Raw genomic sequence first — 21,964 nt, 5'->3', positions numbered from 1 at the left:
CCTGGAATTCGTCGAAGGGGCCGGAGGTTTTCCGTACGCGGATTCGGGGCCGGTGAGGGAACTCCAGTCTGGAGGCAGGACCCCGCCGAAGCGGCGGGGTCCTCGTCAAAGGGGGTGAAGGTCGTTAAGGGGGGAAGGTCGTCAGGGGGTGATGAAGAGGGCGTCTCCCAGGGTGCGCTCGGCACCGTCCGAGGGATGGTTGACGACCTTGTGGCCGACGACCATCGCGGTTGAGCCGCCACCGTCGAAGTTGATGGCCTGCTTGGCGCCCAGCCAGCGCATCAGCTGCGCTGCCTCGACCATCGAGGCGCCAACTGTGACGCCGGGTTTACGACCGTCCACCGTGGCCAGGATCAGGCCTCCGGACCGGGTGATACCGACCATCGTCCGCGGGTGGCGGCGGAGCATCATGTTGACCGAGGCGTGTCCGTCGGCCGCGGCGGTGATCCGAACCCGGCCGTTCCTGACCAGCCCGACCCCGCCTCCCATGATGTACGTCCGGTGGGTGAGGGGGATGGCCCTTTGCGTTCGCAGGTCTATGACCTTGGTGTCCACCTTCATCCCCCCGCCTTCCAGTGCGTACTCCTGGAGCCAGGCGGCGGCCAGGCCGGTGCCGTGGAGCACTGAGGTGCCCCGGGGGACCGCTCCGCCGGCCTGGCGGACGTTCACGATCCGGCCCTGAGCGTCGATCACGGCTTCGACACCGCCGTCGGCCGCGGTCTTGGCGCCGAACTCCTCCGTGTAGAGGACGAGTTCCTCGGCGGCGGCGGCCCGATTGATCCCCTTGACCTCGGTTCTCGCTCCGTCGGAGGAGATCGCGGTGATCATGGTCTTCAACTCGGTGATCCTGGCCTTGCGGCTGTCGGTGATGACCAGGGCACTGCGGCCGGGGATGCCCTCGCTGAGCAGCCTGCCGCCGACCACGGAGACTCCGACCGGGTCGCCCTGCAGGGCTTTGGCCGTGTGGATGTTGAAGAAACCGCCGTTGACACCCGCGATGGCACCGGCGAGCCTGGACATCGAACTGGTGGTCTCACGTCTGGCCACACTCTTGCCGACGCTGGTCTTGAACGACCCCCGGAAGGCCTTCGTGTCCACCATCAGCACCCGCATCTCCCACGGGCCGGTGGTCTCGGTGCCGTCGTCGCCCAGGTAGTCGGCCTTGGCTGGGATGTCGTACTTCTTCAGCTCCTTGACGACCTTGTCGGCCTCGGCCTGCTGCTTGAGCGTCCACAGGCCGATGCGCACCATGTAGCGCTCGACGGCCGGGGCGTCCGCGGCGGCCGGTTGCACGATCTTCACGAGGGAGGGGGTCAACCCGGCAGCCTGCACCGCTTCGGCTCTGGCCTGGGCGACGTGGAGCGGGCCGTTGTCGTGGCCGTTGGGCATCAGCACGGAGACCGTCCACCCCTGCGTGGCCTCTCCGTGGGTCACACTGAAGAGTTCCACGCCGGGGGCGACGCTCTGTTGCTTCTTCACCGGTACCGAGCCCGTTCCGAGTGGGAACGCCGAGGAGGGAAACCGTGCACTCGCCTGTTCGGCCTCGGCGGGAATCGCCGTGGCGGTGAGTGCTACGGCTGCCAATCCGGCGACGAGACGTCGCGACATGTATATCTCTCCCCATTGGTGGACCTGACTTAGGTGCACTATCGTGCCGAGATTCACCGGTCGGGGAGAGCGAAACACGCGAAACATCCCGAGAAAGTGTTGTTGTTCACTCGGACTCCGGCGCGGAGCAAGGATTTCCACGCTGTTCCGGCCGAGGGCCAGGATTACCGGTGGAGAGGGCCGACGCCTCGTCCGGGTCGGGGGTTAAGACCCAGGGTGCTCACCGTTGCCCCGCTTGGCTTGCGATGTCCCGTTCGGGGTGAGGATTGAGGGAGCCGGTGTTTCGTCCAGGGTGAGGATTGAGGGAACCGGCGTCCCGTCCCGGGTGAGGATTAACAGCGGAGGATGCCGGCCTCCTGTTCGGGAAACGCCGATCCGGATGAGGTCTGCGGGGAATGTGAATTTTCACATGGCCTGCGGGGGATTCTGGGGCTCCATGATGTGATACACCTTGCGCAGGGTCTCGTGAACGATCCAGATGGTTTTGGCTCCCTCTGCGAGCAGGCAGACCGAGCCGGGGGCGAGCTCGACGGTGGCTCCTCCGTCGACCTCCAGCGTGGCGCGGCCGGTCAGCACCACGAACACCTCGTCGCGCTCCACGTCGGTGACCGTGCCCGGGGTTATCTCCCAGATGCCCCGGCTCTGCCCGCCGTCCGGTGACGACCACAGTTCGATCGACGACACGCGAGGAGAGCCCGCGAGAATCTGGCCGGGGGCCAGTTCCTCGGGGGAGAGCCGGACGCCGTCCGCCGGGACGGAGAAGGCTCCCGCGGCGGCGACCATACGGGCCAGGTCGGCGGGCTCGGGGACGATGATCTCTGGCATGGATACCTTTCAGGTGCGGGGGTTGTCTCTCCGGAAGGACTCCAGCGCCAGGAGGGCGACGTGGAGGGAGAGGCAGGACTCGACGTCGTCCAGGTCGGTGTCGAGGATGCGTTCAAGCCTGCGCAGGCGGTCGTAGAAGGCCGGTCGTGACAGATGGGCCTTCTGCGCGGCGACGGCCTTGTTGCGGCCCACGTCGAGGTAGGTTCGGAGGATCCGGGTGAGGTCGCCGCCGCGCTGGGCGTCGTGGGCGAGCAGGGGGCCGAGCTCGCGCTCGGCGAAGGTCTGCAGCCGGGCGTCGTCACGCAGCAGATGGAGCAGGCCGCGCAGGCGCAGGTCGGGCAGGCGGTAGAAGGGGCGGCCGTCGGGCTGCCGGACGGCCACGTCGGCGACCTGCTCGGCCTCCAGAAAGCTGCGCCGCACGTCGCGGACCGATTCGACCACGGAACCGGCGGCGAGTACGAACGGCAGGGGGAAGGCCGCGCGCAGGTGGTCGGAGAGTGAGGTCAGCGCGGGTTCGGCGAAGGTGCGCGGCGGCAGGGGGAGCAGGATCCCGACGCGGTTCTGGTCGAGTGCCCCGACGAGTGCGGGCAGACGGATCTCGCGACAGGCCGACGCGGCGGCGTCGGCCAGCTCGACGAGCCGGGCGAGCTGCTCCTGGCCGTCCAGCTGGTTCTCCGATGTCCCGATCATGCGGAGCACCACGCTGACCAGCTTGCGGCCGGTGAGGGGGACGCCGACCGCGCGAGCGCGGGCCGCAGCCTCCTCCGGGTCGGCGTAGGCGTAGGTCAGGATGCCGGTGATGATGGTGCCGTGAGCCTGTCGCTCCAGCGACTCCTGGTGGCGTTCCAGCAGGCGGCCCAGAGCCAGAGTGGTGGCGGCGCGTTCGGCGAGCACGATGTCGCGTGGACCGGGCGGGGTGTCGCAGAGCAGGATCAGCCGGCCCCAGTCCTGGCCTCGCGCGCCGACCATGGTGACCAGCCAGCCGGAGGCCGCGTCGTAGGCGGTGCGCTCCGCGGGCGCCACCGCGCGGGAGCGGGTCTCCCAACCGGCGAGCAGAGCGCCGGTGTCGTGCCCGGCGCTCTCGCAGGCCAGAACCTGGTGGGCCAGGTTCTCCAGCAGCACGGCATGCCCGGACAGTCTGGTGACCTGGCTGAGCACCTCCGCGGGGGAGGCGCCTTCGACCGACAGCTCGGTGAAGACCTCGTGGAGCTGCTCTGAGGCGCGCAGCTCCTGGAGCTGGATGTCGATGATGCGAGCGTGGACCGACTCGGTGATCTGGACGAACGGGGTCTCCCTGGCCAGCGTGATCAGGGGAAGGCCGTGCCGCTCGGCGGCTCCGACCACGGAGCGCGGCAGTTCCCCGATGAACTTACGGCCCAGCTCCACGATCAGCCCGGAGGCGCCGACCGCGGCCAGCTCGGCGACGTAGTCGGCTAGTTTGCCCGGATCATCGGGGAGGGCGATACCGGTGGTGAGGACCAGCTCCCCACCGCGCAACAGCTGGGCGATGTCGGTGACCTCTCCCACATGGACCCAGCGCACCCGGCTGTCGAGCCGATCCGCACCCGCCACGACGCGGGGGTTTCCCCGCCGGACGGTGTCCAGGGCGAGAACGTCGGCGACTGTCGGGAGCACTCACCGAGAATATCCGATCAGATTGTAAGTTTGGAGCGACGTGCTCTTACACTCCGTTCGGACAGGGTGGGCCCGCCTGTCCGGAGGAAGCTGCGATACCACCCCGCGCCGCCGGCCTCCGGGCCGCCCTGTCACGGTCATCGGCACCGGCCCTGGCACCGGCACCGGCATTGTCACTGTCACCGGCCCTGGCACCGGCACCGGCATTGTCACTGTCACCGGCCCTGGCACCGGCATTGTCACCGACACCGGCATTGTCACTGGCCCTGTCGCCCCCACCGTCACCGGCCCTGGCACCGGAACGATCGAGGATCGGGCGGCCGAGGCGGTCGAGGCGGCGGACCGGCCTCGGTCCTGTGGCCCTAGGATGACTTGACCTTTTCACGGCCGAGGGGCGCGATTGTGGACATGGTTGAGACTTCCGGCACGCGGCGGCGCAGGACACCGAAGAGTGCCTCCCGGGTGGAGGAGCTGGATCTCCGCGAGCTCCTGGCCGGGCTGACGGCCGTACGCGACGGAGACTTCGGCACCCGCCTCCCCGAGGACGGCGACGGGCTGCTCAAAGAGATCGCCACGGTGTTCAACGGCATGGTCGACCAGTTGTCGCTCTTCACCTCCGAGGTGACCCGGGTGGCCCGGGAGGTCGGCACCGAGGGGCAGCTCGGCGGGCAGGCCGAGGTGCCGGGCGTCTCCGGCACCTGGAAGGACCTCACCGACTCCGTCAACGCCATGGCGGGCAACCTCACCGACCAGGTGCGCGACATCGCGCAGGTCGCGACCGCGGTGGCGACCGGCGACCTGTCGCAGAAGATCACCGTGGACGTCCGGGGTGAGATCCTGGAGCTGAAGAACACGCTGAACACGATGGTGGACCAGCTGTCGTCGTTCGCGGCCGAGGTGACCCGGGTGGCCCGGGAGGTCGGCACCGAGGGACGGCTGGGCGGCCAGGCCGAGGTGACCGGGGTCGCCGGCACGTGGCGCGACCTCACCGACTCCGTCAACTTCATGGCGGGCAACCTCACCGACCAGGTGCGGAGCATCGCGCAGGTGACCACCGCCGTCGCCCGCGGCGACCTGTCGCAGAAGATCACCGTGGATGCCCGGGGCGAGATCCTGGAGCTGAAGAACACCATCAACACGATGGTGGACCAGCTGTCGTCGTTCGCGGCCGAGGTGACCCGGGTGGCCCGGGAGGTCGGCACCGAGGGCCAGCTCGGTGGGCAGGCCGACGTCAAGGGTGTCTCCGGCACGTGGCGCGACCTCACCGACTCCGTCAACTACATGGCGCGCAACCTCACCGACCAGGTGCGCAACATCTCGCAGGTGGCCACCGCCGTCGCCCGGGGCGACCTGTCGCAGAAGATCACCGTCTCGGCGCGCGGTGAGATCCTGGAGCTGAAGAACACGCTGAACACGATGGTGGACCAGCTGTCGTCGTTCGCCGACGAGGTGACCCGGGTGGCCCGGGAGGTCGGCACCGACGGCCGGCTGGGCGGGCAGGCCGACGTCAAGGGCGTCTCCGGCACCTGGAAGGCGCTCACCGAGTCGGTGAACGTGATGGCCGACAACCTCACCGCGCAGGTGCGGAGCATCGCGCAGGTGACCACGGCGGTGGCCAAGGGCGACCTGTCGCAGAAGATCCGGGTCGACGCCCGGGGCGAGATCATGGAGCTGAAGGAGACCATCAACACGATGGTCGACCAGCTCAGCGCGTTCGCCGACGAGGTGACCCGGGTGGCCCGGGAGGTCGGCACCGAGGGCAACCTCGGCGGCCAGGCCACCGTCCGCGGTGTCTCCGGCACCTGGAAGGACCTGACCGACAACGTCAACTCGATGGCCAACAACCTCACCAGCCAGGTGCGGAGCATCGCGCAGGTGACCACGGCGGTGGCCAAGGGCGACCTGTCGCAGAAGATCACCGTTGAGGCCAAGGGAGAGGTGGCCGCGCTCGCGCAGACCATCAACACGATGGTCGACACGCTGAGCGCGTTCGCCGACGAGGTGACCCGGGTGGCCCGGGAGGTCGGCACCGAGGGCCAGCTGGGCGGTCAGGCCCGGGTGCCCAACGTGGCGGGCACCTGGAAGGACCTGACCGACAACGTCAACTCGATGGCCAACAACCTCACCAACCAGGTGCGGAACATCGCGCAGGTGACCACGGCCGTGGCCCAGGGCGACCTGACCAAGAAGATCGACGTGGACGCCCGGGGTGAGATCCTGGAGCTGAAGACCACCATCAACACGATGGTGGACCAGCTGTCGTCGTTCGCGGCCGAGGTGACCCGGGTGGCCCGGGAGGTCGGCAGCGAGGGGCGCCTGGGCGGGCAGGCCGAGGTCGAGGGCGTCTCCGGCACGTGGAAGCGGCTGACGGAGAACGTCAACGAGCTGGCCGGCAACCTCACCCGGCAGGTGCGGGCGATCGCCGAGGTGACCAGTGCCGTGACCTCGGGAGATCTCACCCGGTCGATCACCGTCGACGCGTCGGGCGAGGTGGCCGAGCTCAAGGACAACATCAACTCCATGGTGAAGTCCCTGCGCGAGACCACTCTGGCCAACCAGGAGCAGGACTGGCTCAAGTCGAACCTGGCCCGCATCTCCGGGCTCATGCAGGGACACCGTGATCTCGCCGTCGTGGCCGAGCTGGTCATGAACGAGCTGGCCCCGCTGGTCTCCGCCCAGTACGGGACGTTCCTGCTCGTGGAGGAGGGTCCGGAGGGGGCGGAGCTGGAGGTGGTCGGCTGCTACGGCCACCGGGAGACCACTCGCCGTCACGTCTTCGGCGAGTCGCTGGTGGGCCAGGCGGCGCTCGCCAAGCGGCCCATCCTGGTCGAGGACATCCCGGAGGGCTACCTCACCATCTCCTCCAGCCTGGGGTCGGCCGGTCCCGTCCACCTCATCGTGCTGCCGATCATCGTCGAGGACCAGGTCCTCGGAGTGATCGAGCTGGCCAGCCTCAACCGGTTCACCCAGGTGCACCGCGCCTTCCTGGAGCAGCTGGTCGCGACCATCGGCGTCAACGTCAACACGATCGTCGCCAACGCCCGTACCGACTCCCTGCTCACCGAGTCGCAGCGGCTCGCGACCGAGCTCCAGGTCCGGCAGGAGGAGCTGCAGCGCTCCAACGCGGAACTGGAGGAGAAGGCGGAGCTGCTGGCCCGGCAGAACCGCGACATCGAGACCAAGAACAGCGAGATCGAGCAGGCGCGCCAGGAGCTGGAGGACCGCGCCAAGCAGCTCGCCCTGGCGTCCAAGTACAAGAGCGAGTTCCTGGCCAACATGAGCCACGAGCTGCGCACCCCGCTCAACTCGCTGCTCATCCTCGCCCAGTTGCTGGCGCAGAACCCGGCCCGCAACCTCACCGCCAAGCAGGTGGAGTACGCCAACGTCATCCACTCGGCGGGCACCGACCTGCTCCAGCTGATCAACGACATCCTCGACCTGTCGAAGATCGAGGCGGGCAAGATGAGCATCAGCCTCGAATCGCTGCCGCTGCGGCAGTTGATCGACTACGTGGAGGCGACCTTCCGCCCGCTGACCACGGAGAAGGGGCTGCGGTTCGACGTCGTGGTCGCCCCCGACGTGCCGGAGGTGCTCCTCACCGACGAGCAGCGGCTCCGGCAGGTGCTGCGGAACCTGCTGTCCAACGCGGTGAAGTTCACCGAGAAGGGTGCGGTCGAGCTCCGCATCGAACGGCTCGACAGGATGGACCTGCCGGGGGCACACGGGCAGGAGGTCCTCGCCTTCCAGGTCCGCGACACCGGCATCGGCATCGCCGAGGAGAACCTGTCGCAGATCTTCGACGCCTTCCAGCAGGCCGACGGCACGACCAGCCGCAAGTACGGCGGCACCGGGCTCGGCCTGTCCATCAGCCGGGAGATCGCCACGCTCCTCAACGGCGAGATCGGGGCGGTGAGCGTCCTGGGGGCGGGCAGCACCTTCACGCTCTACCTGCCGATCGCCGACGTCGCGCCGGGCGAGGCCGCGACCGCGGTGCACGCTCCCGCCGCGCCGGCCGCCGTGACACCGCAGGCGGTGACCGGCGCGCCGGCCCCGGAGAGGTTCTCCGGGGTGGCGGACATGCGCCGTCTGCTCGTCGTGGAGTCACGCCCCAACGGGCTGCTGTCGCAGCTGGCCGAGAGCGTCATCGCCGACCTGACCGAGACCCACGGGCCGGTGCAGGTCTCGACCGCCAACGATCCCGGCACCGCCCTGGAGATCCTGAACGCCGACGACCACCACTGCATCGTGCTGGACCTGGGCATGCGGCAGGACGCGGCGGCGGAGTTCCTCCGCAGGCTGGACGACAGTCCGGCCCTGCGCGCGCTGCCGGTGCTGGCCCACCACACCCGCACTCTCACCCGCCCGCAGGAGAACCTGCTCAAGGGCCGGTCGAACACCCAGCCGCTGGAGCGCCTGCCCAGCCTCGACGAGCTGCGCGAGCGCATCACCCTGCACCTTTCGGCGCAGGACCCGGCAGACGTGCTGCCCCTGGTGCAGCCCAGCGCCGACGAGCGTCCCCAGCCGGTGGACGAGGTGGACACCGTGCTGGTGGGCCGGAAGGTGCTGGTCGTCGACGACGACGTCCGCAACGTCTTCGCGCTGACGAACATCCTCGAACTGCACGGCATGGAGGTGCTCTACGCCGAGAACGGCCGCCGGGGCATCGAGGTCCTGTCACGTAACGAGGACATCGACCTCGTCCTGATGGACGTGATGATGCCCGAGATGGATGGTTACGCCGCCACCGCGGCCATTCGGAAGATGGCGAACTTCGCCAACCTGCCGATCATCGCGGTGACCGCCAAGGCCATGCAGGGCGACCGTGAGAAGACCCTGGCCGCGGGTGCCAGCGACTACGTCACCAAGCCGGTGGACGCCCAGGAGCTGCTGACCCGCATCCAGCAGTGGCTGGACGCCTAGGCCGCTCGGAGATGACGACGGTGGCGGCGGTGACGCGGCGGGGCGTGGTGGCGACACTGGTCTCGGCGGCGGCGTTCGGGCTGATGCCGGTGTTCGCGTTCTACGCGTACGGCACGGGCATGTCGGTGACGACGTTGCTCGCGGCGCGGTTCGCCATCGCGGCGGCGGTGTTCCTCGCCTGGCTGGGGGTGCGCGGCAGGCTCGTCCGGCTGACCGGCCGACAGTGGGCGATCCTGGCACTGCTGGGCGGCGTCATGTACGCGGCCCAGTCGCTGCTCTATTTCACCGCGGTCGAGCGGATCTCCCCCGCTCTGGCGGCGCTGCTGCTGTACCTCTACCCGGGGCTCGTCTCGGTGCTGTCGGCGCTCGTCGAGCGCACCCGTCCGGGCTGGTCCACCGTCGGGCCGATCCTGGTCTCCCTCGCCGGGCTGGCGCTGGTGGTGGGGAGGGTGGAGGCCGACCTCGACGTCATCGGCATGCTCGCCGCCGTCGGGGCCGCCGTGGCGTACGCCTGCTACATCGTGCTGGGCAGCAGGGTGTCGGCGGCGCTGTCCCCGGCCGTCACCACCGGCTACCTGTCGATGTTCGCCACCGGCTCCTTCGTGGTGCTCGGCCTGGTCACCGGTGGCCTGGACCTGGGTTTCGCGGCGGTGGGCTGGGCGTGGGCGGCGACGGTGGCGCTCGTATCGACCGTGCTGGCGATCGTCCTGTTCTTCGTCGGGGCCACCGCGCTGGGGCCGGTGCGCGCGTCGCTGCTCAGCATGTTCGAGCCGGTCGTGGCGGTGGTCGCCACCTGGCTGCTGCTGGGGGGCTCGCTGACCGCGGCGCAGCTCGCGGGCGGTGCGGTCGTGCTCGCCGGCGCGGCCTGGGGCGTGCTCGCCGCCGCGGACCGCACCGGTACGCCCGAGCCTGCGGGGCCCGCATCCAAAGCAGGGCGGGCGGTCCCCACGGCCGACGGCTGAGTCTCCGCGGCCGACGGCTGAGTCCCCACGGCCGGCGATGCCCGCCTGCGATCGGCGGCAGGGGAGGACATCTGCGCGCTGCCTGCGGCAGGGGAGGAACGTCCGCTCGCGGCCGGAGGCCGGAAGAGGTCAGACGGCGGCGCCGTCGCCGTCCGCCGGCGCATTCCCGGGACGCGGACCGGTCCCGGGACGCGCGGCCGTTTCGGAGTGCGGGGCGGTCCCGGAGCGCGCGGCCGACGGGGGACGCGGGGCCAGGCCCGGTCGCGGGGCGTCCGGGCCGCGCTCCAGCCGGGCCGCCAGCCCGTCGACGAGGCAGGTCAGGCCGAACTCGAAGTTGAGGGCCCGTTTCGTGGACATGTCGACGGCGCCGTACTCCGCGTAGTAGGCGAGCAGCGCGGGATAGTCCGCCGCGACCATCTCCACCGCCGGCCGGATGGCCGCGTCCATCTCGTCGGGGCCGGCACCCGCCCTGGTCATCATGGCCTGCCAGGAGATCTCGGGGGTGGTCACCCCGGTCACGTAGGACGTGATCGTCGAGACGGCGTAATCGCGGTCGAGGCCCTGGAAGCCGGCCTCGGCGAAGAGGGTGAGCATCCGGTCCGTCAGGCGCATGGCGTTGGGACCGAGGGCGGGGGTCGTCCCGATGATCGAGGTGACCCAGGGATGCCGGAAGATGGCCTGCCGCATGGCGTACGCGAAGGCGAATACCGCGTCGCGCCAGCCGACCTCACCGAGGTCGGGGACGACGAGCTCGCCGTAGACCTCGTCGAGGACCAGCTCCAGCAGCTGGTCCTTGTTCGCCACGTGCCAGTAGATGCTGGTCGCGCCGGCGCCGAGCCTGGCACCCAGCCGGCGCATGCTCAGCGCCTCCGACCCCTCGGCGTCGAGCAGTTCCACGGCCGCACGCACGATCTGCGCGCGGCTGAGCGTAGGGCTCTTGGCGGCACGGGGCTCACGCGTCCAGACGGAGCCGAAGGAGTGGTCCACCCCCCAAGCATAAATGTTGTCGCACACTGTGCGATGTTATCGTACGCTGTGCGAGTGAAATCGAACACTGTGCGAGTAGAACGTGATCCGCGGCGTTGGTGGGTCCTCGGGGTGCTCTGTCTCAGCCTGCTGGTCCTGGTGGTGGACAACAGCGTCCTGAACCTGGCCATCCCCGCGCTCATGATCGATCTGGGGGCCGGTCCGGCGGACATCCAGTGGATCATCGACGCCTACATCCTGGTCTTCGCCGGGTTGCTGCTCACCGCAGGCAGCCTCTCCGACCGCTACGGCCGCAAGCGTTTCCTGATCATCGGCCTGGTGCTGTTCGGCGGGGCCTCGCTGGCCGCCCTGGCGGTCACCGAACCCTGGCACCTGGTCGCCGTCCGCGCGCTCATGGGCGTCGGCGGGTCCATCCTCATGCCGAGCACCCTGTCGATCCTGATCACCGTCTTCGACGACGCGGAGCGGCCCAAGGCGATCGCCGCGTGGAGCACCGTGGCCATGGTCGGCGTGGTCGCCGGCCCCACCCTGGGCGGTTTCCTGCTGGGGCACTACTGGTGGGGGTCGATCTTCCTGCTCAACGTGCCGGTCGCGGCGGTCGCGATCGTGGCTGCGCTGGTGCTGATGCCCGAGTCGCGGGGCCCGGCCAGGCGGCTCGACCCGGTGGGCGTGGTGCTGTCCATCCTCGGGATGACCGCCCTGGTCTACGCGGTGATCTCCGCTCCCGCCGCGGGTTGGACCTCGGCCGGCACGCTCGCCCCCGCCGCCGTGGCGGTGCTCGCCCTGGGCGGGTTCGTGTTCTGGGAGCGCCGGGCGAGCCACCCCATGCTGCCGCTCGAACTGTTCCGCGACCGGAACTTCAGCGGGGCGTCGTCCTCGATCGTGCTGATGTCGTTCGGCACCGGCGCGCTGCTGCTGATGCTCACCCAGTACCTGCAGTTCGTGCTCGGCTACGACCCGATGGAGGCCGGCCTGGCGCTGCTGCCGTACGCCGTGGCCGCCGCCCTGTTCAACCCGGTCGGCGCCGGCCTGGCCCAGCGCCTCGGCAACCGCACGCTGATCATCGGCGGCTTCCTGGTGATGGCCCTGGGCTTCGGTGTGCTCGCCTTCATGACCGCCGAGACCGGGTACGGCATGCTCGTCGCCGGCCTCGTTCTCATGGGGGTCGGCGGTGGCCTGGGCGGACCCGCGGCCTACGCGACCCTGATGGGGGCGGTGCCGCCCGCGCACGCCGGGGTCGGCTCCGCGCTCAACGACACCGTCCAGCAGACGGGCATGGCGCTCAGCGTCGCCGTGCTCGGCAGCGTGCTGACCGGGGTCTACACCTCGGCCATGCCCGCGGACGCCCCGGCCGCCGCGCGGGAGTCGATCGGCGGCGCACTGTTGCTGAAGGACCCCGCGGTGGCCGAGGCGGCGCGGGAGGCGTTCGTGTCGGCGATGTCACTGGGCTCGTGGGTGGGCGTGGCCTTCATCCTGGCCGCCGCCGCGCTGGCGTTCACCGTGCTGCGGCCCGCCCCGGTGGTCACCGCCGATCCGGCGGACGGCTCTGCCGTGGAGCCGGCGAAGGCGGACGGCCCTGCCGCGGAGCCGGCGAAGGCGAACGGCTGATCCGCGCGGGTCCGCTTCGCGCGGGTGCCCGGCCCGCCCCGGGGGGCCGGGCACCCGGGCTCCGCCGGAGCGTGAGTCCCGGCACATACCGATGATCTCCTCGGGGGGGGGCATCGGCGGACGGGGCTGACACTCTGACGGACCATGGGCCAATATCCCGACACTTTGTCGGTATGAGCAGGCGAGGCGAGCCGCGATACTCGATGTATGTCGGACCTTCTTGCACGTCATCGCGCGGTGATGCCCAACTGGCTCGCCCTCTACTACAACGAGCCCATCGAGATCGTCGGGGGCAAGGGCAACCGCGTCGTCGACGCTTCGGGCAAGAGCTACCTCGACTTCTTCGGGGGCATCCTGACCAACATGATCGGCTACGACGTGGCCGAGGTGCGGGAGGCGGTGGAGCGGCAGCTCGCCACGGGCGTCGTCCACACCTCCACGGTCTACCTCCTCCGCGGCCAGATCGAACTGGCCGAGAAGATCGCCAGGCTGTCCGGCATCGAGAACGCCAAGGTCTTCTTCACCAACTCCGGCACCGAGGCCAACGAGACCGCGCTGCTGCTCGCCACCTACGCGCGCAAGACCGACCAGGTCCTCGCCATGCGGCAGAGCTACCACGGACGCTCCTTCGGCACGATCGGCGTCACGAGCAACCGCTCCTGGAAGAACAACTCGCTCTCGCCGCTCAACGTGCACTTCCTGCACGGCGCCGACCGTCACCTCGTCCAGTTCCGCGGCATGTCGGACGCCGACTACATCGCGGCCTGCGTCGACGACCTGCGTCACGTGCTCTCCACCGCCGTCGCGGGCGACGTGGCGGCGCTGATCGCCGAACCGATCCAGGGCGTCGGCGGTTTCACCATGGCTCCGGACGGGCTGTTCGCCGCCTACAAGGAGGTCCTCGACTCCCAGGGCATCCTGTTCATCTCCGACGAGGTGCAGACCGGCTGGGGCCGCACCGGCTCGGCGTTCTTCGGCATCCAGAACCACGGCGTCACCCCCGACATGATGACCTTCGCCAAGGGCCTGGGCAACGGCTTCGCGGTCGGCGGCGTCGTCGCCCGCGGCGACCTGATGGACGCTCTCCCCGCCGTCGGCGTGGCCACCTTCGGCGGCAACCCGATCTCCATGGCGGCGGCCAACGCCACCCTGGACTACGTCCTCGACCACGACCTGCAGGCGAACGCGGCCAGGACCGGTGCCCTCATCGTCGACGGGCTCCGCGAGGCCGCGCCGCGCCTGCCGGTGGTCGGCGACATCCGGGGCAAGGGCCTGATGTTCGCCCTCGAACTGGTCGACCCGGCGACGGGCGAGCCCTCCCCGTCGCTCGCCGGCCGCTTCATGGAGGAGACCAAGAAGGCCGGCCTGCTGGCGGGCAAGGGCGGACTGTACGGCAACGTGCTCCGCATGGCACCGCCGCTCACCCTGAGCCTCGACGAGGCCGCCGAAGGACTCGGGATCATCGTCAACGCGCTCGAAACCATCAACGCCGAGGTCGCCTCGTGAAGAACGTCACCCACTGGATCGACGGGGCCCGCGTCGAGGGCACCGGCCGGACCGGCGAGATCTACAACCCCGCCACCGGCGAGGTCGCCGGGCACGTCCGGCTCGCCTCCGCCGCCGAGGTCGACGCGGCCGTGGCCGCCGCCGCGGCGGCCTTCCCCGCCTGGCGGGACGCCTCGCTGGTCAAGCGCTCCCAGGTGCTGTTCCGCTTCCGCGAGCTGCTGCACGCCCACCGCGACGAACTGGCCGCCCTGATCTCCGCCGAGCACGGCAAGGTGCACTCCGACGCGCTCGGCGAGGTCGCCCGCGGCCTGGAGGTGGTGGAGTTCGCCTGCGGCATCGCGCACCTGCTCAAGGGCGGCTACTCCGAGGGGGTCTCCACCCGGGTCGACTCCTACTCCATCCGCCAGCCGCTGGGCGTGGTCGCCGGGATCACCCCGTTCAACTTCCCGGCCATGGTGCCGATGTGGATGTTCCCCGTCGCGATCGCCTGCGGCAACGCCTTCGTGCTCAAGCCGTCCGAGCGCGACCCGTCGGCGTCGCTGCTCATGGCCGAGCTGTGGCAGCGGGCCGGGCTGCCGGACGGGGTCTTCAACGTGGTCCAGGGCGACAAGGCGGCGGTCGACCGGCTGCTGGAACACCCCGACGTGCGGGCGGTGTCGTTCGTCGGGTCCACCCCCATCGCCCGGTACGTGTATGAGACCGGTACCGCGCACGGCAAGCGGGTCCAGGCGCTCGGCGGGGCCAAGAACCACATGCTGGTGCTGCCCGACGCCGATCTGGACCTGGTGGCCGACGCCGCGGTGTCGGCGGGCTTCGGCTCGGCCGGGGAGCGGTGCATGGCGATCTCGGTCGTGCTGGCCGTGGACCCGGTCGGGGACGAGCTGGTCGACAAGATCGTCTCCCGGGTGTCCGCGCTGACCGTCGGCCCGGGCGACGACCCCGCCTCCGAGATGGGGCCGCTGGTCACCGCCGCCCACCGGGACAAGGTGGCCTCCTACCTGGATGCGGGCGTCGCCGAAGGCGCCAAGCTGGTGGTGGACGGCCGTCTCACCCCGGTCCGGGGCGGCGCCGCCGCGGCCGACACCCCCGGGTTCTGGCTCGGCCCCACCGTGCTGGACCATGTGCCGGCCGGGTCCCGGGTGCACACCGAGGAGATCTTCGGCCCGGTCCTGGCGATCGTGCGGGTGGCCTCCTACGAGGAGGGCCTGGAGCTGATCAACGGCGGCGCGTTCGGCAACGGCACCGCGATCTTCACCAACGACGGCGGCGCGGCCCGCCGCTTCCAGAACGAGGTGGAGGTCGGCATGGTCGGCATCAACGTGCCGATCCCGGTGCCGATGGCCTTCTACAGCTTCGGCGGCTGGAAGGACTCGCTGTTCGGCGACACCCACGTGCACGGCACCGAGGGCGTGCACTTCTACACCCGGGGCAAGGTCGTCACCTCCCGCTGGCTCGACCCCAGCCACGGCGGCGTCAACCTGGGATTCCCCACCAACAAGTAGTCCCGACCCGGCGAGGGAGGGCCGGTTCGCGTACCGGCCGGGCCGGCCAGGGCCGATAGGCTCCGGGCAGGCGATGCGGACGTCGGGAGGACACTTCGTGGGCACGGCGGGCACGGCGGGCATGATGGGCACGGCGGGCACGGACATGCGCGGCCGGATCCGTCTCGGGGCGTTGCTGGGGATGGGCTGCCTGGTGCTCGCCGCCTGTGCCCCGGCGGGGGCGGCGAGCACGGCCCTCCCGGAGCGTGTGCCCGCGGGTTCCGCCGTGCCCGTGGGGTCCGCGGCGCACTCGGGTTCCGCGGGGTTCGCGGGGTTCGCGGCGGACTCGGATCTCACGGGGTCCGCGTCCGGCCGTACCGCGCCTTCTCCGCCCCCCACCGCCTCCCCGAAGCCCTCCGGCTCTCCGGAGGGCAGCGCCTCCCCGAAGCCCTCCGCCTCCATCGGCAAGAGCGAGGGCACGCTCCAACTGCTCACCTTCTACGGTCATGTCGAGTACGGCGGAGCCCTCTCGCGGGCCAACTGGGTCGCGCCTTTCGAGAGGGAGAGCGGCTGCCGGGTCGTCAAACTCGACCGGGTCGGGACGACCGAGGAGATGGCCGCCAAGCTCGCCGACGACGCCTACGACGTCGTCTCGCCGAGCCCGGAACTGGCCGCGCTGCTGGTGTCCGAGGGGCGGGTGTCGCCGGTCGACACCGGCCTGGTCCCCGCCTACAAGAAGATCCCCAAGCGGTTGCGCGAGCTGCCCGGCCTCCGCCGGGACGGCAAGGTCTACGGCATCCCCTACCTGTGGGGGGTCAACCAGGTCGTCCACGAGGGCGACCAGCCGCAGGGGCCGGCCGCCCTGTACGGTCCCGCGGCGGCGGCGATCAGGGACAACCCGCTGGCGATCGCCGACGCGGCCCTCGCCCTCCGGCGGAGCCGTCCCGAGCTGAAGATCGATGATCCGTTCCAGCTCACCTCCGCCCAGCTCGACGCCGCGGTGGAGCTGCTCGCCGAGAGGGACGGTCCCGGCCGTCTCTACTGGCGTGACTCGCTCGACCTGATCAGGGCCATGTCGGCGCGCTCGGTGAGCGTCGCCCAGGCCACGCCGTACCATCTGGATCTCTTCCGGCGGGCCGGCCGGCCGGTGAAGGTGCTCGACGAGGGGCCGCGGACCGGGTGGGCCGACTCGTGGATGCTCACGGCCAGGCCCGCGAGCCCGAACTGCGCCTACCGGTGGCTGAACTGGATGAGCTCGCCGCAGGCGCAGCGCGCGGCCGCTGCGTGGACGGGGCTCGCCCCGGCCAACCCGGAGGCGTGCGGCGGGCGTGCCGGACGGATATGCGACCTCTACCGGGTGCGTGGCGGTGCCGGGCTGCGTGACGTCCTCTTCGCCACCCGCCCGATGAGAGACTGCGGCGACGGCGACGGGGAGTGCACCGACTACGCGGACTGGGTGGAGCGCTGGAAGAAACTGGTCGGGTGACCTGAGCCCGCCGGTCCGGTCCTGACAGGCCGCCGGCCTGCCGGGCCGTCCGTCGGCCGGAGTACTTCCCCCTCATGCCCGGCTGTATCTGCCTTGCCTGGTAGTGGCAACGGTTTTCGTGGTCTCGATTGCTCGGTGCGATGGATTCGGTGGAAAATCATGGTCTCCCTATCGACTGGTTGACCAGTCAGTGGGTAGTCTGGCCGCCATGAGAATCCTCCTTGTGGGAGCGGGCGGAGTCGGCTCCGCCGTTGTCCCGATCGCCGCGCGCCGAGATTTCTTCGAACACATCGTGGTGGCCGACTATAAACAGGACCGGGCCGCGGAAGCCGTGGCCAAGGTCGGGGACCGGCGGTTCAGCGCCATCGGGCTGGACGCCTCGGACCGGGCGGCGGTCGAGGCGGCCCTCATCGAGCACCGATGTGACGTGCTGTTCAACGCGGTCGATCCCCGTTTCACCATGCCCCTGTTCGAGGCGGCTCTGAACGCCGGGGCCCACTACCTCGACATGGCGATGTCGCTGTCGCGTCCCCACCCCGACCGGCCCTACGAAGTGCCCGGCGTGAAACTGGGCGACGAGCAGTTCGCCCTCGCCGACGCCTGGCGGGCCAGGGGCGGACTGGCGCTGGTGGGCATGGGGGTGGAGCCGGGCCTGGCCGACGTGTTCGCCCGGTACGCCGCCGACCATCTCTTCGAGAGCATCGAGGAGATCGGCATCCGTGACGGGTCCAACCTGGTGGTCGACGGCTACGACTTCGCGCCGACGTTCTCCATCTGGACCACCATCGAGGAGTGCCTGAACCCGCCGGTGGTCTGGGAGAACGGCGGCTGGCACACCACCGAGCCGTTCAGTGAGCCCGAGGTGTTCGACTTCCCCGAGGGGATCGGGCCCGTGGAGTGCGTCAACGTGGAACACGAGGAGGTGCTGCTCGTCCCCCGTTACATCGACACCAAGCGGGTGACGTTCAAGTACGGCCTCGGCAGGGAGTTCATCGGCGTCCTGAAGACGCTGCACAAGCTCGGCCTCGACAACGCCGGGAAGATCAAGGTCGGCGGCGTCGAGGCGTCGCCGCGCGACGTGGTGGCCGCGGCCCTGCCCGACCCCGCCACGCTGGGCGAGCGGATGCGCGGCAAGACCTGCGCAGGAACCTGGGTGAAGGGCGTGGGCAAGGACGGCGAGCCGCGCGAGGTCTACCTCTACCACGTGGTCGACAACGAGTGGTCGATGCGGGAGTACGGCTGCCAGGCCGTGGTCTGGCAGACGGCCGTGCACCCGGTGGTCGCCCTGGAGTTGCTGGCCCGTGGCGTCTGGTCGGGCAGCGGCGTGCTCGGCCCCGAGGCGTTCGACGCGGTGCCCTTCCTGGAACTGCTCAACGACTACGGCTCGCCCTGGGGCATGCGCGACCAGAGCGCACGGCGCGACGCCTCGGCCCTCCAGCCGGCCTGACGCCCCGGCCGTCCCCCGGATCGGGAGGCCGCCCCCGGCGGTTCAGGAGAAGGCCACGCGCCGGGGGAGGGGGCGGATGTTCTCCTGCTGCGGCAGCAGCGCGTCGGCGCACTCCGGGCAGGCGTACAGCGCGGCGTCATCGGGCAGTCTGCCGATTCTGATCCGGGGGCGTGGCCACTTCTTGTGGCACGCCACGCAGGCGTCACCCTCACGCTGGGTGCGGGTCAGACCCTCAGGGTCGAACGTCATCACGGCGTGGTTCGCTCTGGTCGGCCGCCAGTTCATCACGCTTCCCGTCCTGATCGCGCACTCTCATCCGGAACCGTTATAACGCCGCTTGAGCCCGTGATCGCTTTGGCGGGAGCCAAGGGGTGGTTAAATCACGCCCTACCTAAGGGCCATATAGCAGCAAAAGGGGCATCCGGCATCAAGCCGGGTGCCCCTTTTGTTCGCTTCTAAACCGTCAGACCTCGGCCACGGCCTTCTCCAGGATCGCCAGTCCCTCATCCAGCAGGTGGTCGGGGATGACCAGCGGGGGAAGGAACCGCAGAACGTTGCCGTAGGTACCCGCGGTGAGCACGAGCAGGCCCTCGGCGTGGCACCGCTTGGCGATCTCGGCCGCGGCGGTGGGGTGCGGATCCTTGGTCCCCGGGACGACGAGCTCGATGGCGATCATGGCGCCGCGTCCACGCACGTCGCCGATCGCCGGGTTCTTCTCCGCCATGGCGCGCAGCCGAGGAAGCATGGTCTCGCCGATGCGGCGTGCCCTGCCGACCAGGTCCTCGGCCTCGATGGTCTCCAGCACGCCCAGCGCGGCCTCGCAGGCCAGCGGGTTGCCGCCGTAGGTGCCGCCCAGGCCGCCCACGTGCACCTTGTCGAGGATCTCGGCGCGGCCGGTGACCGCGGCCAGCGGCAGGCCGCCCGCGATGCCCTTGGCGGTGACGATGATGTCGGGGACGATGCCCTCGTCCTCGCAGGCGAACAGGTCGCCGGTGCGCGCGAAGCCGGTCTGGACCTCGTCGGCGATGAAGACGATGCCGTTGGCCCGGCAGAACTCCAGGATCCTCGGTAGGAAGCCCTTGGCGGGCTCGATGAACCCGCCCTCGCCCGCGATCGGCTCGATCACCACGGCGGCGACGTTCTCCGCGCCGATCTGCTTGGTGATCTGGTCGATCGCCTGCGCGGCCGCCTCCTCGGCGCAGTTCTCCGGCCCGGTGGGCCAGCGGAACGGGTAGGCCAGCGGCACCCGGTAGACCTCGGGGGCGAAGGGCCCGAAGCCGTGCTTGTACGGCAGGTTCTTCGCGGTGAGCGTCATCGTCAGCAGGGTCCGGCCGTGGTAGCCGTGGTCGAAGACGACGACCGCCTGGCGGCCGGTGGCGTGCCGGGCGACCTTGACCGCGTTCTCCACGGCCTCGGCGCCACTGTTGAGGAAGAAGGTGCGCTTCTCGTGGTCGCCCGGGGTGATCGCGTTGAGCCTCTCGGCGACCTCCACGTACGACTCGTACGGGGTGACCATGAAACAGGTGTGGGTGAAGTCCGCGACCTGCCTGCGCACCCGCTCGACCACGCGCGGGGCGGCGTTGCCGACGCTGGTCACCGCGATGCCGGAGCCGAAGTCGATCAGCGAGTTGCCGTCGGCGTCGACGACGACGCCACCACCGGCGTGTGTCACGAAGACGGGCAGCGTGGTGCCGATGCCCGGCGGCACGGAGGCCTGCTTGCGGGCGAACAGCTCGCGGGACTTCGGGCCGGGGATCTCGGTGACGACGCGGCGCTCCTGCGGAAGCGAGGGGCCGCCCTCGGTGACGGTACTCATGCTGAGACGTTATGTCCCGGATGCCGGTGTGCCGATGATGCACTATGGCAAAATTGCCGGGAGAACTGTAGACGTAACGTACAAAACGGGGGTGACCGTGGTGCCGACGCTGCGCACCGTCGTGCGGCGCCTGCCCTTCCAGCTCGTCGTCCTCGCAGGACAGGACGCCATGGACCGGCCGGTGCGCTGGGTCGCGGTCAGCGAGCTGGAAGACCCGACTCCCTTCCTGGAGGGCGGCGAGCTGGTGCTGACCACGGGGATGCGCCTGGACGCCGCCGGCGCCGCCCCGTACGTCGACCGCCTGGTCGGCAGGGGCGTGACCGGCCTCGGCTTCGGCGTCGGCCTCGGGCACGACAGGACCCCGGACGAGCTGGTCGAGGCCGCGGCGCGGGCGGGACTGCCGCTGGTCGAGGTGGCGCGCGACACCCCCTTCGTGGCCATCGGCAAGGCGGTCAGCGACCTGATCGCCGCCGAGCAGTACGACGAGCTCAGCCGTGCCTTCACCGCCCAGGGCCGCCTGACCCGCGCCGCCCTGCGTCCCGAGGGTCCGCCCGCGGTGATCGAACGCCTGGCCCGTGAGATCACCGGGTGGGCGGTGCTGCTCGACGACGCGGGAGTCATCCGGCACGCGGCGGGCGAGGGAGCACCGGAGGCCGCCACCCGGGCCCTCGGGCCCGAACTGGAACGTCTGCGGCGCCTCGCGGCCCGCGGCGCGCCGGCGAGCCTGGCCCTGTCCACCCCGCAGGAGCACGTCATCGTGCAGCCGCTCGGTGCCGGCCGGGTCCGCGGGTTCCTCGCCGTGGGCCGCGACCGGCCCTTCACACCCGTCGCGCACACCGTCGTCAACGCCGCCGGATCGCTGCTGACGCTCGCCGCCGAGCACGGCGGGCGGCACCTGGCCGCCGAGGGCCGGGTCCGGTCCGCGGTGCTCCGGTTGCTGCTGGAAGGGCGGGTGCGGGCCGGGCGGGAGACGCTGGAACGGCTGGGCGAGCGGCTCGCCGACGGGCCGCTGGTGGCGATCGTTTCCGGGGTCCCCGAGGAGGAGCGGGAGGCGGTGCTGGAGGCCGCCGGCGAGGAGTTCGCGGCGGTCGAGGGCGACCGGGTGGTCCTGCTCGTCCCCGAGGACCGGGTCGACGGCGTCCTGGTGCGTCTCGACGGGCACGGACCGGTCGGAGTCGGCTCCCCGGCCGGTCCCGAGGACCTGCGAGCCGGGCTCGACCAGGCCGACCGGGCACTCGCCGCGGCCAGGCGCGCCGCCGCGCCCGTCATGCGCTTCGCCGACCTCGCGGGCCAGGGGCTGCTCTCCCTGCTCGACCCCGGCGCCGCCGCGGCGTACTCCGTCGCGCTGCTCGCCCCGCTCCGGCAGTACGGTCCGCGCGCGGACCTGCTGGCCTCCCTGCGGGCCTACCTGTCGTGCAACGGACACTGGGACGCGGCGGCGCAGCGGCTCGGGGTGCACCGACACACCCTGCGTTACCGGATGCGCCGCGTCGCCGAACTGCTGGGCCGCGACCTGGACGACCCGGCGGTGCGCGCCGAGCTCTGGGTCGCCCTCGCGGTGGCCGGCTGACGGCCGTCCGGCCGGTGCCGCCCCGGGCGGACGGTGCTCGGGCGGACGGTGCTCGGGCGGACGGTGGCCGGGCGGACCGTCAACAGCCGGGCGGTGCGCGAAAGGGGAGCCGG

At 70.7% G+C, this 21,964-nt stretch carries 14 protein-coding genes; 8 read left to right on the top strand and 6 right to left on the bottom strand.

The window, feature by feature from the left end; translation table 11 throughout:
* Nucleotides 1-141 precede the first annotated feature (141 nt).
* The 3 genes from F4562_RS09760 to F4562_RS09750 all read right to left on the bottom strand — a co-directional run bounded on the left by F4562_RS09760 (nt 142) and on the right by F4562_RS09750 (nt 4,068).
* The gene (locus tag F4562_RS09760) at nt 142-1,479 is read right to left on the bottom strand and encodes a phosphodiester glycosidase family protein (protein WP_311734309.1); all 1,338 of its coding nucleotides are present in this window, start codon (nt 1,477-1,479) and stop codon (nt 142-144) included.
* A 534-nt stretch (nt 1,480-2,013) separates the two neighbouring features.
* The gene (locus F4562_RS09755; RefSeq protein ID WP_184548878.1) at nt 2,014-2,433 is read right to left on the bottom strand and encodes a cupin domain-containing protein; all 420 of its coding nucleotides are present in this window, start codon (nt 2,431-2,433) and stop codon (nt 2,014-2,016) included.
* 9 nt (nt 2,434-2,442) lie between these two features.
* Entirely contained in the window at nt 2,443-4,068 is a 1,626-nt protein-coding gene (locus F4562_RS09750; protein ID WP_184548880.1) for a PucR family transcriptional regulator, read from the bottom strand.
* Nucleotides 4,069-4,476: 408 nt separating this feature from the next.
* Between F4562_RS09750 and F4562_RS09745 the strand changes: the two genes are divergently transcribed.
* The gene (locus F4562_RS09745; RefSeq protein ID WP_184548882.1) at nt 4,477-8,988 is read left to right on the top strand and encodes a HAMP domain-containing protein; all 4,512 of its coding nucleotides are present in this window, start codon (nt 4,477-4,479) and stop codon (nt 8,986-8,988) included.
* 11 nt (nt 8,989-8,999) lie between these two features.
* Nucleotides 9,000-9,950, top strand: a complete 951-nt coding sequence (locus F4562_RS09740) for a DMT family transporter (RefSeq protein WP_184548884.1) — start codon at nt 9,000-9,002, stop codon at nt 9,948-9,950.
* Nucleotides 9,951-10,079: 129 nt separating this feature from the next.
* Here the strand turns inward: F4562_RS09740 and F4562_RS09735 are convergent, their stop codons facing one another.
* Nucleotides 10,080-10,937: a TetR/AcrR family transcriptional regulator gene (locus F4562_RS09735; protein ID WP_311734310.1), complete on the bottom strand. Its 858-nt coding sequence runs from the start codon at nt 10,935-10,937 to the stop codon at nt 10,080-10,082.
* 54 nt (nt 10,938-10,991) lie between these two features.
* On the opposite strand from F4562_RS09735, the gene F4562_RS09730 reads away from it, so the two are divergent.
* From F4562_RS09730 to F4562_RS09710, 5 genes are all read left to right on the top strand, one after another.
* The gene (locus tag F4562_RS09730) at nt 10,992-12,545 is read left to right on the top strand and encodes an MFS transporter (protein ID WP_311734311.1); all 1,554 of its coding nucleotides are present in this window, start codon (nt 10,992-10,994) and stop codon (nt 12,543-12,545) included.
* A 207-nt stretch (nt 12,546-12,752) separates the two neighbouring features.
* Nucleotides 12,753-14,051 (top strand): aspartate aminotransferase family protein, encoded by a 1,299-nt coding sequence (locus F4562_RS09725; protein ID WP_184548890.1) that lies wholly within the window; start codon nt 12,753-12,755, stop codon nt 14,049-14,051.
* The gene (locus tag F4562_RS09720) at nt 14,048-15,553 is read left to right on the top strand and encodes a CoA-acylating methylmalonate-semialdehyde dehydrogenase (RefSeq protein ID WP_184548892.1); all 1,506 of its coding nucleotides are present in this window, start codon (nt 14,048-14,050) and stop codon (nt 15,551-15,553) included. The genes F4562_RS09725 and F4562_RS09720 overlap by 4 nt, the downstream gene beginning before the upstream one ends.
* A 97-nt stretch (nt 15,554-15,650) precedes the next feature.
* On the top strand, nt 15,651-17,018 hold the full coding sequence (locus tag F4562_RS09715) for a type 2 periplasmic-binding domain-containing protein (protein ID WP_184548894.1): 1,368 nt from the start codon (nt 15,651-15,653) through the stop codon (nt 17,016-17,018).
* A 208-nt stretch (nt 17,019-17,226) separates the two neighbouring features.
* Nucleotides 17,227-18,465: a saccharopine dehydrogenase family protein gene (locus F4562_RS09710; RefSeq protein ID WP_184548896.1), complete on the top strand. Its 1,239-nt coding sequence runs from the start codon at nt 17,227-17,229 to the stop codon at nt 18,463-18,465.
* A gap of 42 nt (nt 18,466-18,507) precedes the next feature.
* On the opposite strand, the gene F4562_RS09705 is transcribed toward F4562_RS09710, so the two are convergent.
* Entirely contained in the window at nt 18,508-18,750 is a 243-nt protein-coding gene (locus F4562_RS09705) for a hypothetical protein (protein WP_184548898.1), read from the bottom strand.
* A 178-nt stretch (nt 18,751-18,928) separates the two neighbouring features.
* On the bottom strand, nt 18,929-20,281 hold the full coding sequence (gene gabT, locus F4562_RS09700; protein WP_184548899.1) for a 4-aminobutyrate--2-oxoglutarate transaminase: 1,353 nt from the start codon (nt 20,279-20,281) through the stop codon (nt 18,929-18,931).
* Nucleotides 20,282-20,372: 91 nt separating this feature from the next.
* Between gabT and F4562_RS09695 the strand changes: the two genes are divergently transcribed.
* A complete protein-coding gene (locus F4562_RS09695; RefSeq protein WP_311734313.1) occupies nt 20,373-21,851 on the top strand; it encodes a PucR family transcriptional regulator in 1,479 nt (492 codons plus the stop codon).
* The last annotated feature ends 113 nt before the right edge of the window (nt 21,852-21,964 follow it).

This window comes from Streptosporangium becharense, assembly GCF_014204985.1.
Lineage (GTDB): Bacteria > Actinomycetota > Actinomycetes > Streptosporangiales > Streptosporangiaceae > Streptosporangium > Streptosporangium becharense.
Note: the sequence above shows the minus strand (reverse complement) of the source record. Positions and strands in the feature narration are given on the sequence as shown.

Bases quoted from the DNA above. Each gene is read 5' to 3' on its own strand.
- F4562_RS09755 (WP_184548878.1), bottom strand. From the start codon at position 2,433: ATGCCAGAGATCATCGTCCCCGAGCCCGCCGACCTGGCCCGTATGGTC.
- F4562_RS09745 (WP_184548882.1), top strand. From the start codon at position 4,477: ATGGTTGAGACTTCCGGCACGCGGCGGCGCAGGACACCGAAGAGTGCC.
- F4562_RS09740 (WP_184548884.1), top strand. From the start codon at position 9,000: ATGACGACGGTGGCGGCGGTGACGCGGCGGGGCGTGGTGGCGACACTG.
- F4562_RS09725 (WP_184548890.1), top strand. From the start codon at position 12,753: ATGTCGGACCTTCTTGCACGTCATCGCGCGGTGATGCCCAACTGGCTC.
- F4562_RS09710 (WP_184548896.1), top strand. From the start codon at position 17,227: ATGAGAATCCTCCTTGTGGGAGCGGGCGGAGTCGGCTCCGCCGTTGTC.
- F4562_RS09705 (WP_184548898.1), bottom strand. From the start codon at position 18,750: ATGAACTGGCGGCCGACCAGAGCGAACCACGCCGTGATGACGTTCGAC.
- gabT (WP_184548899.1), bottom strand. From the start codon at position 20,281: ATGAGTACCGTCACCGAGGGCGGCCCCTCGCTTCCGCAGGAGCGCCGC.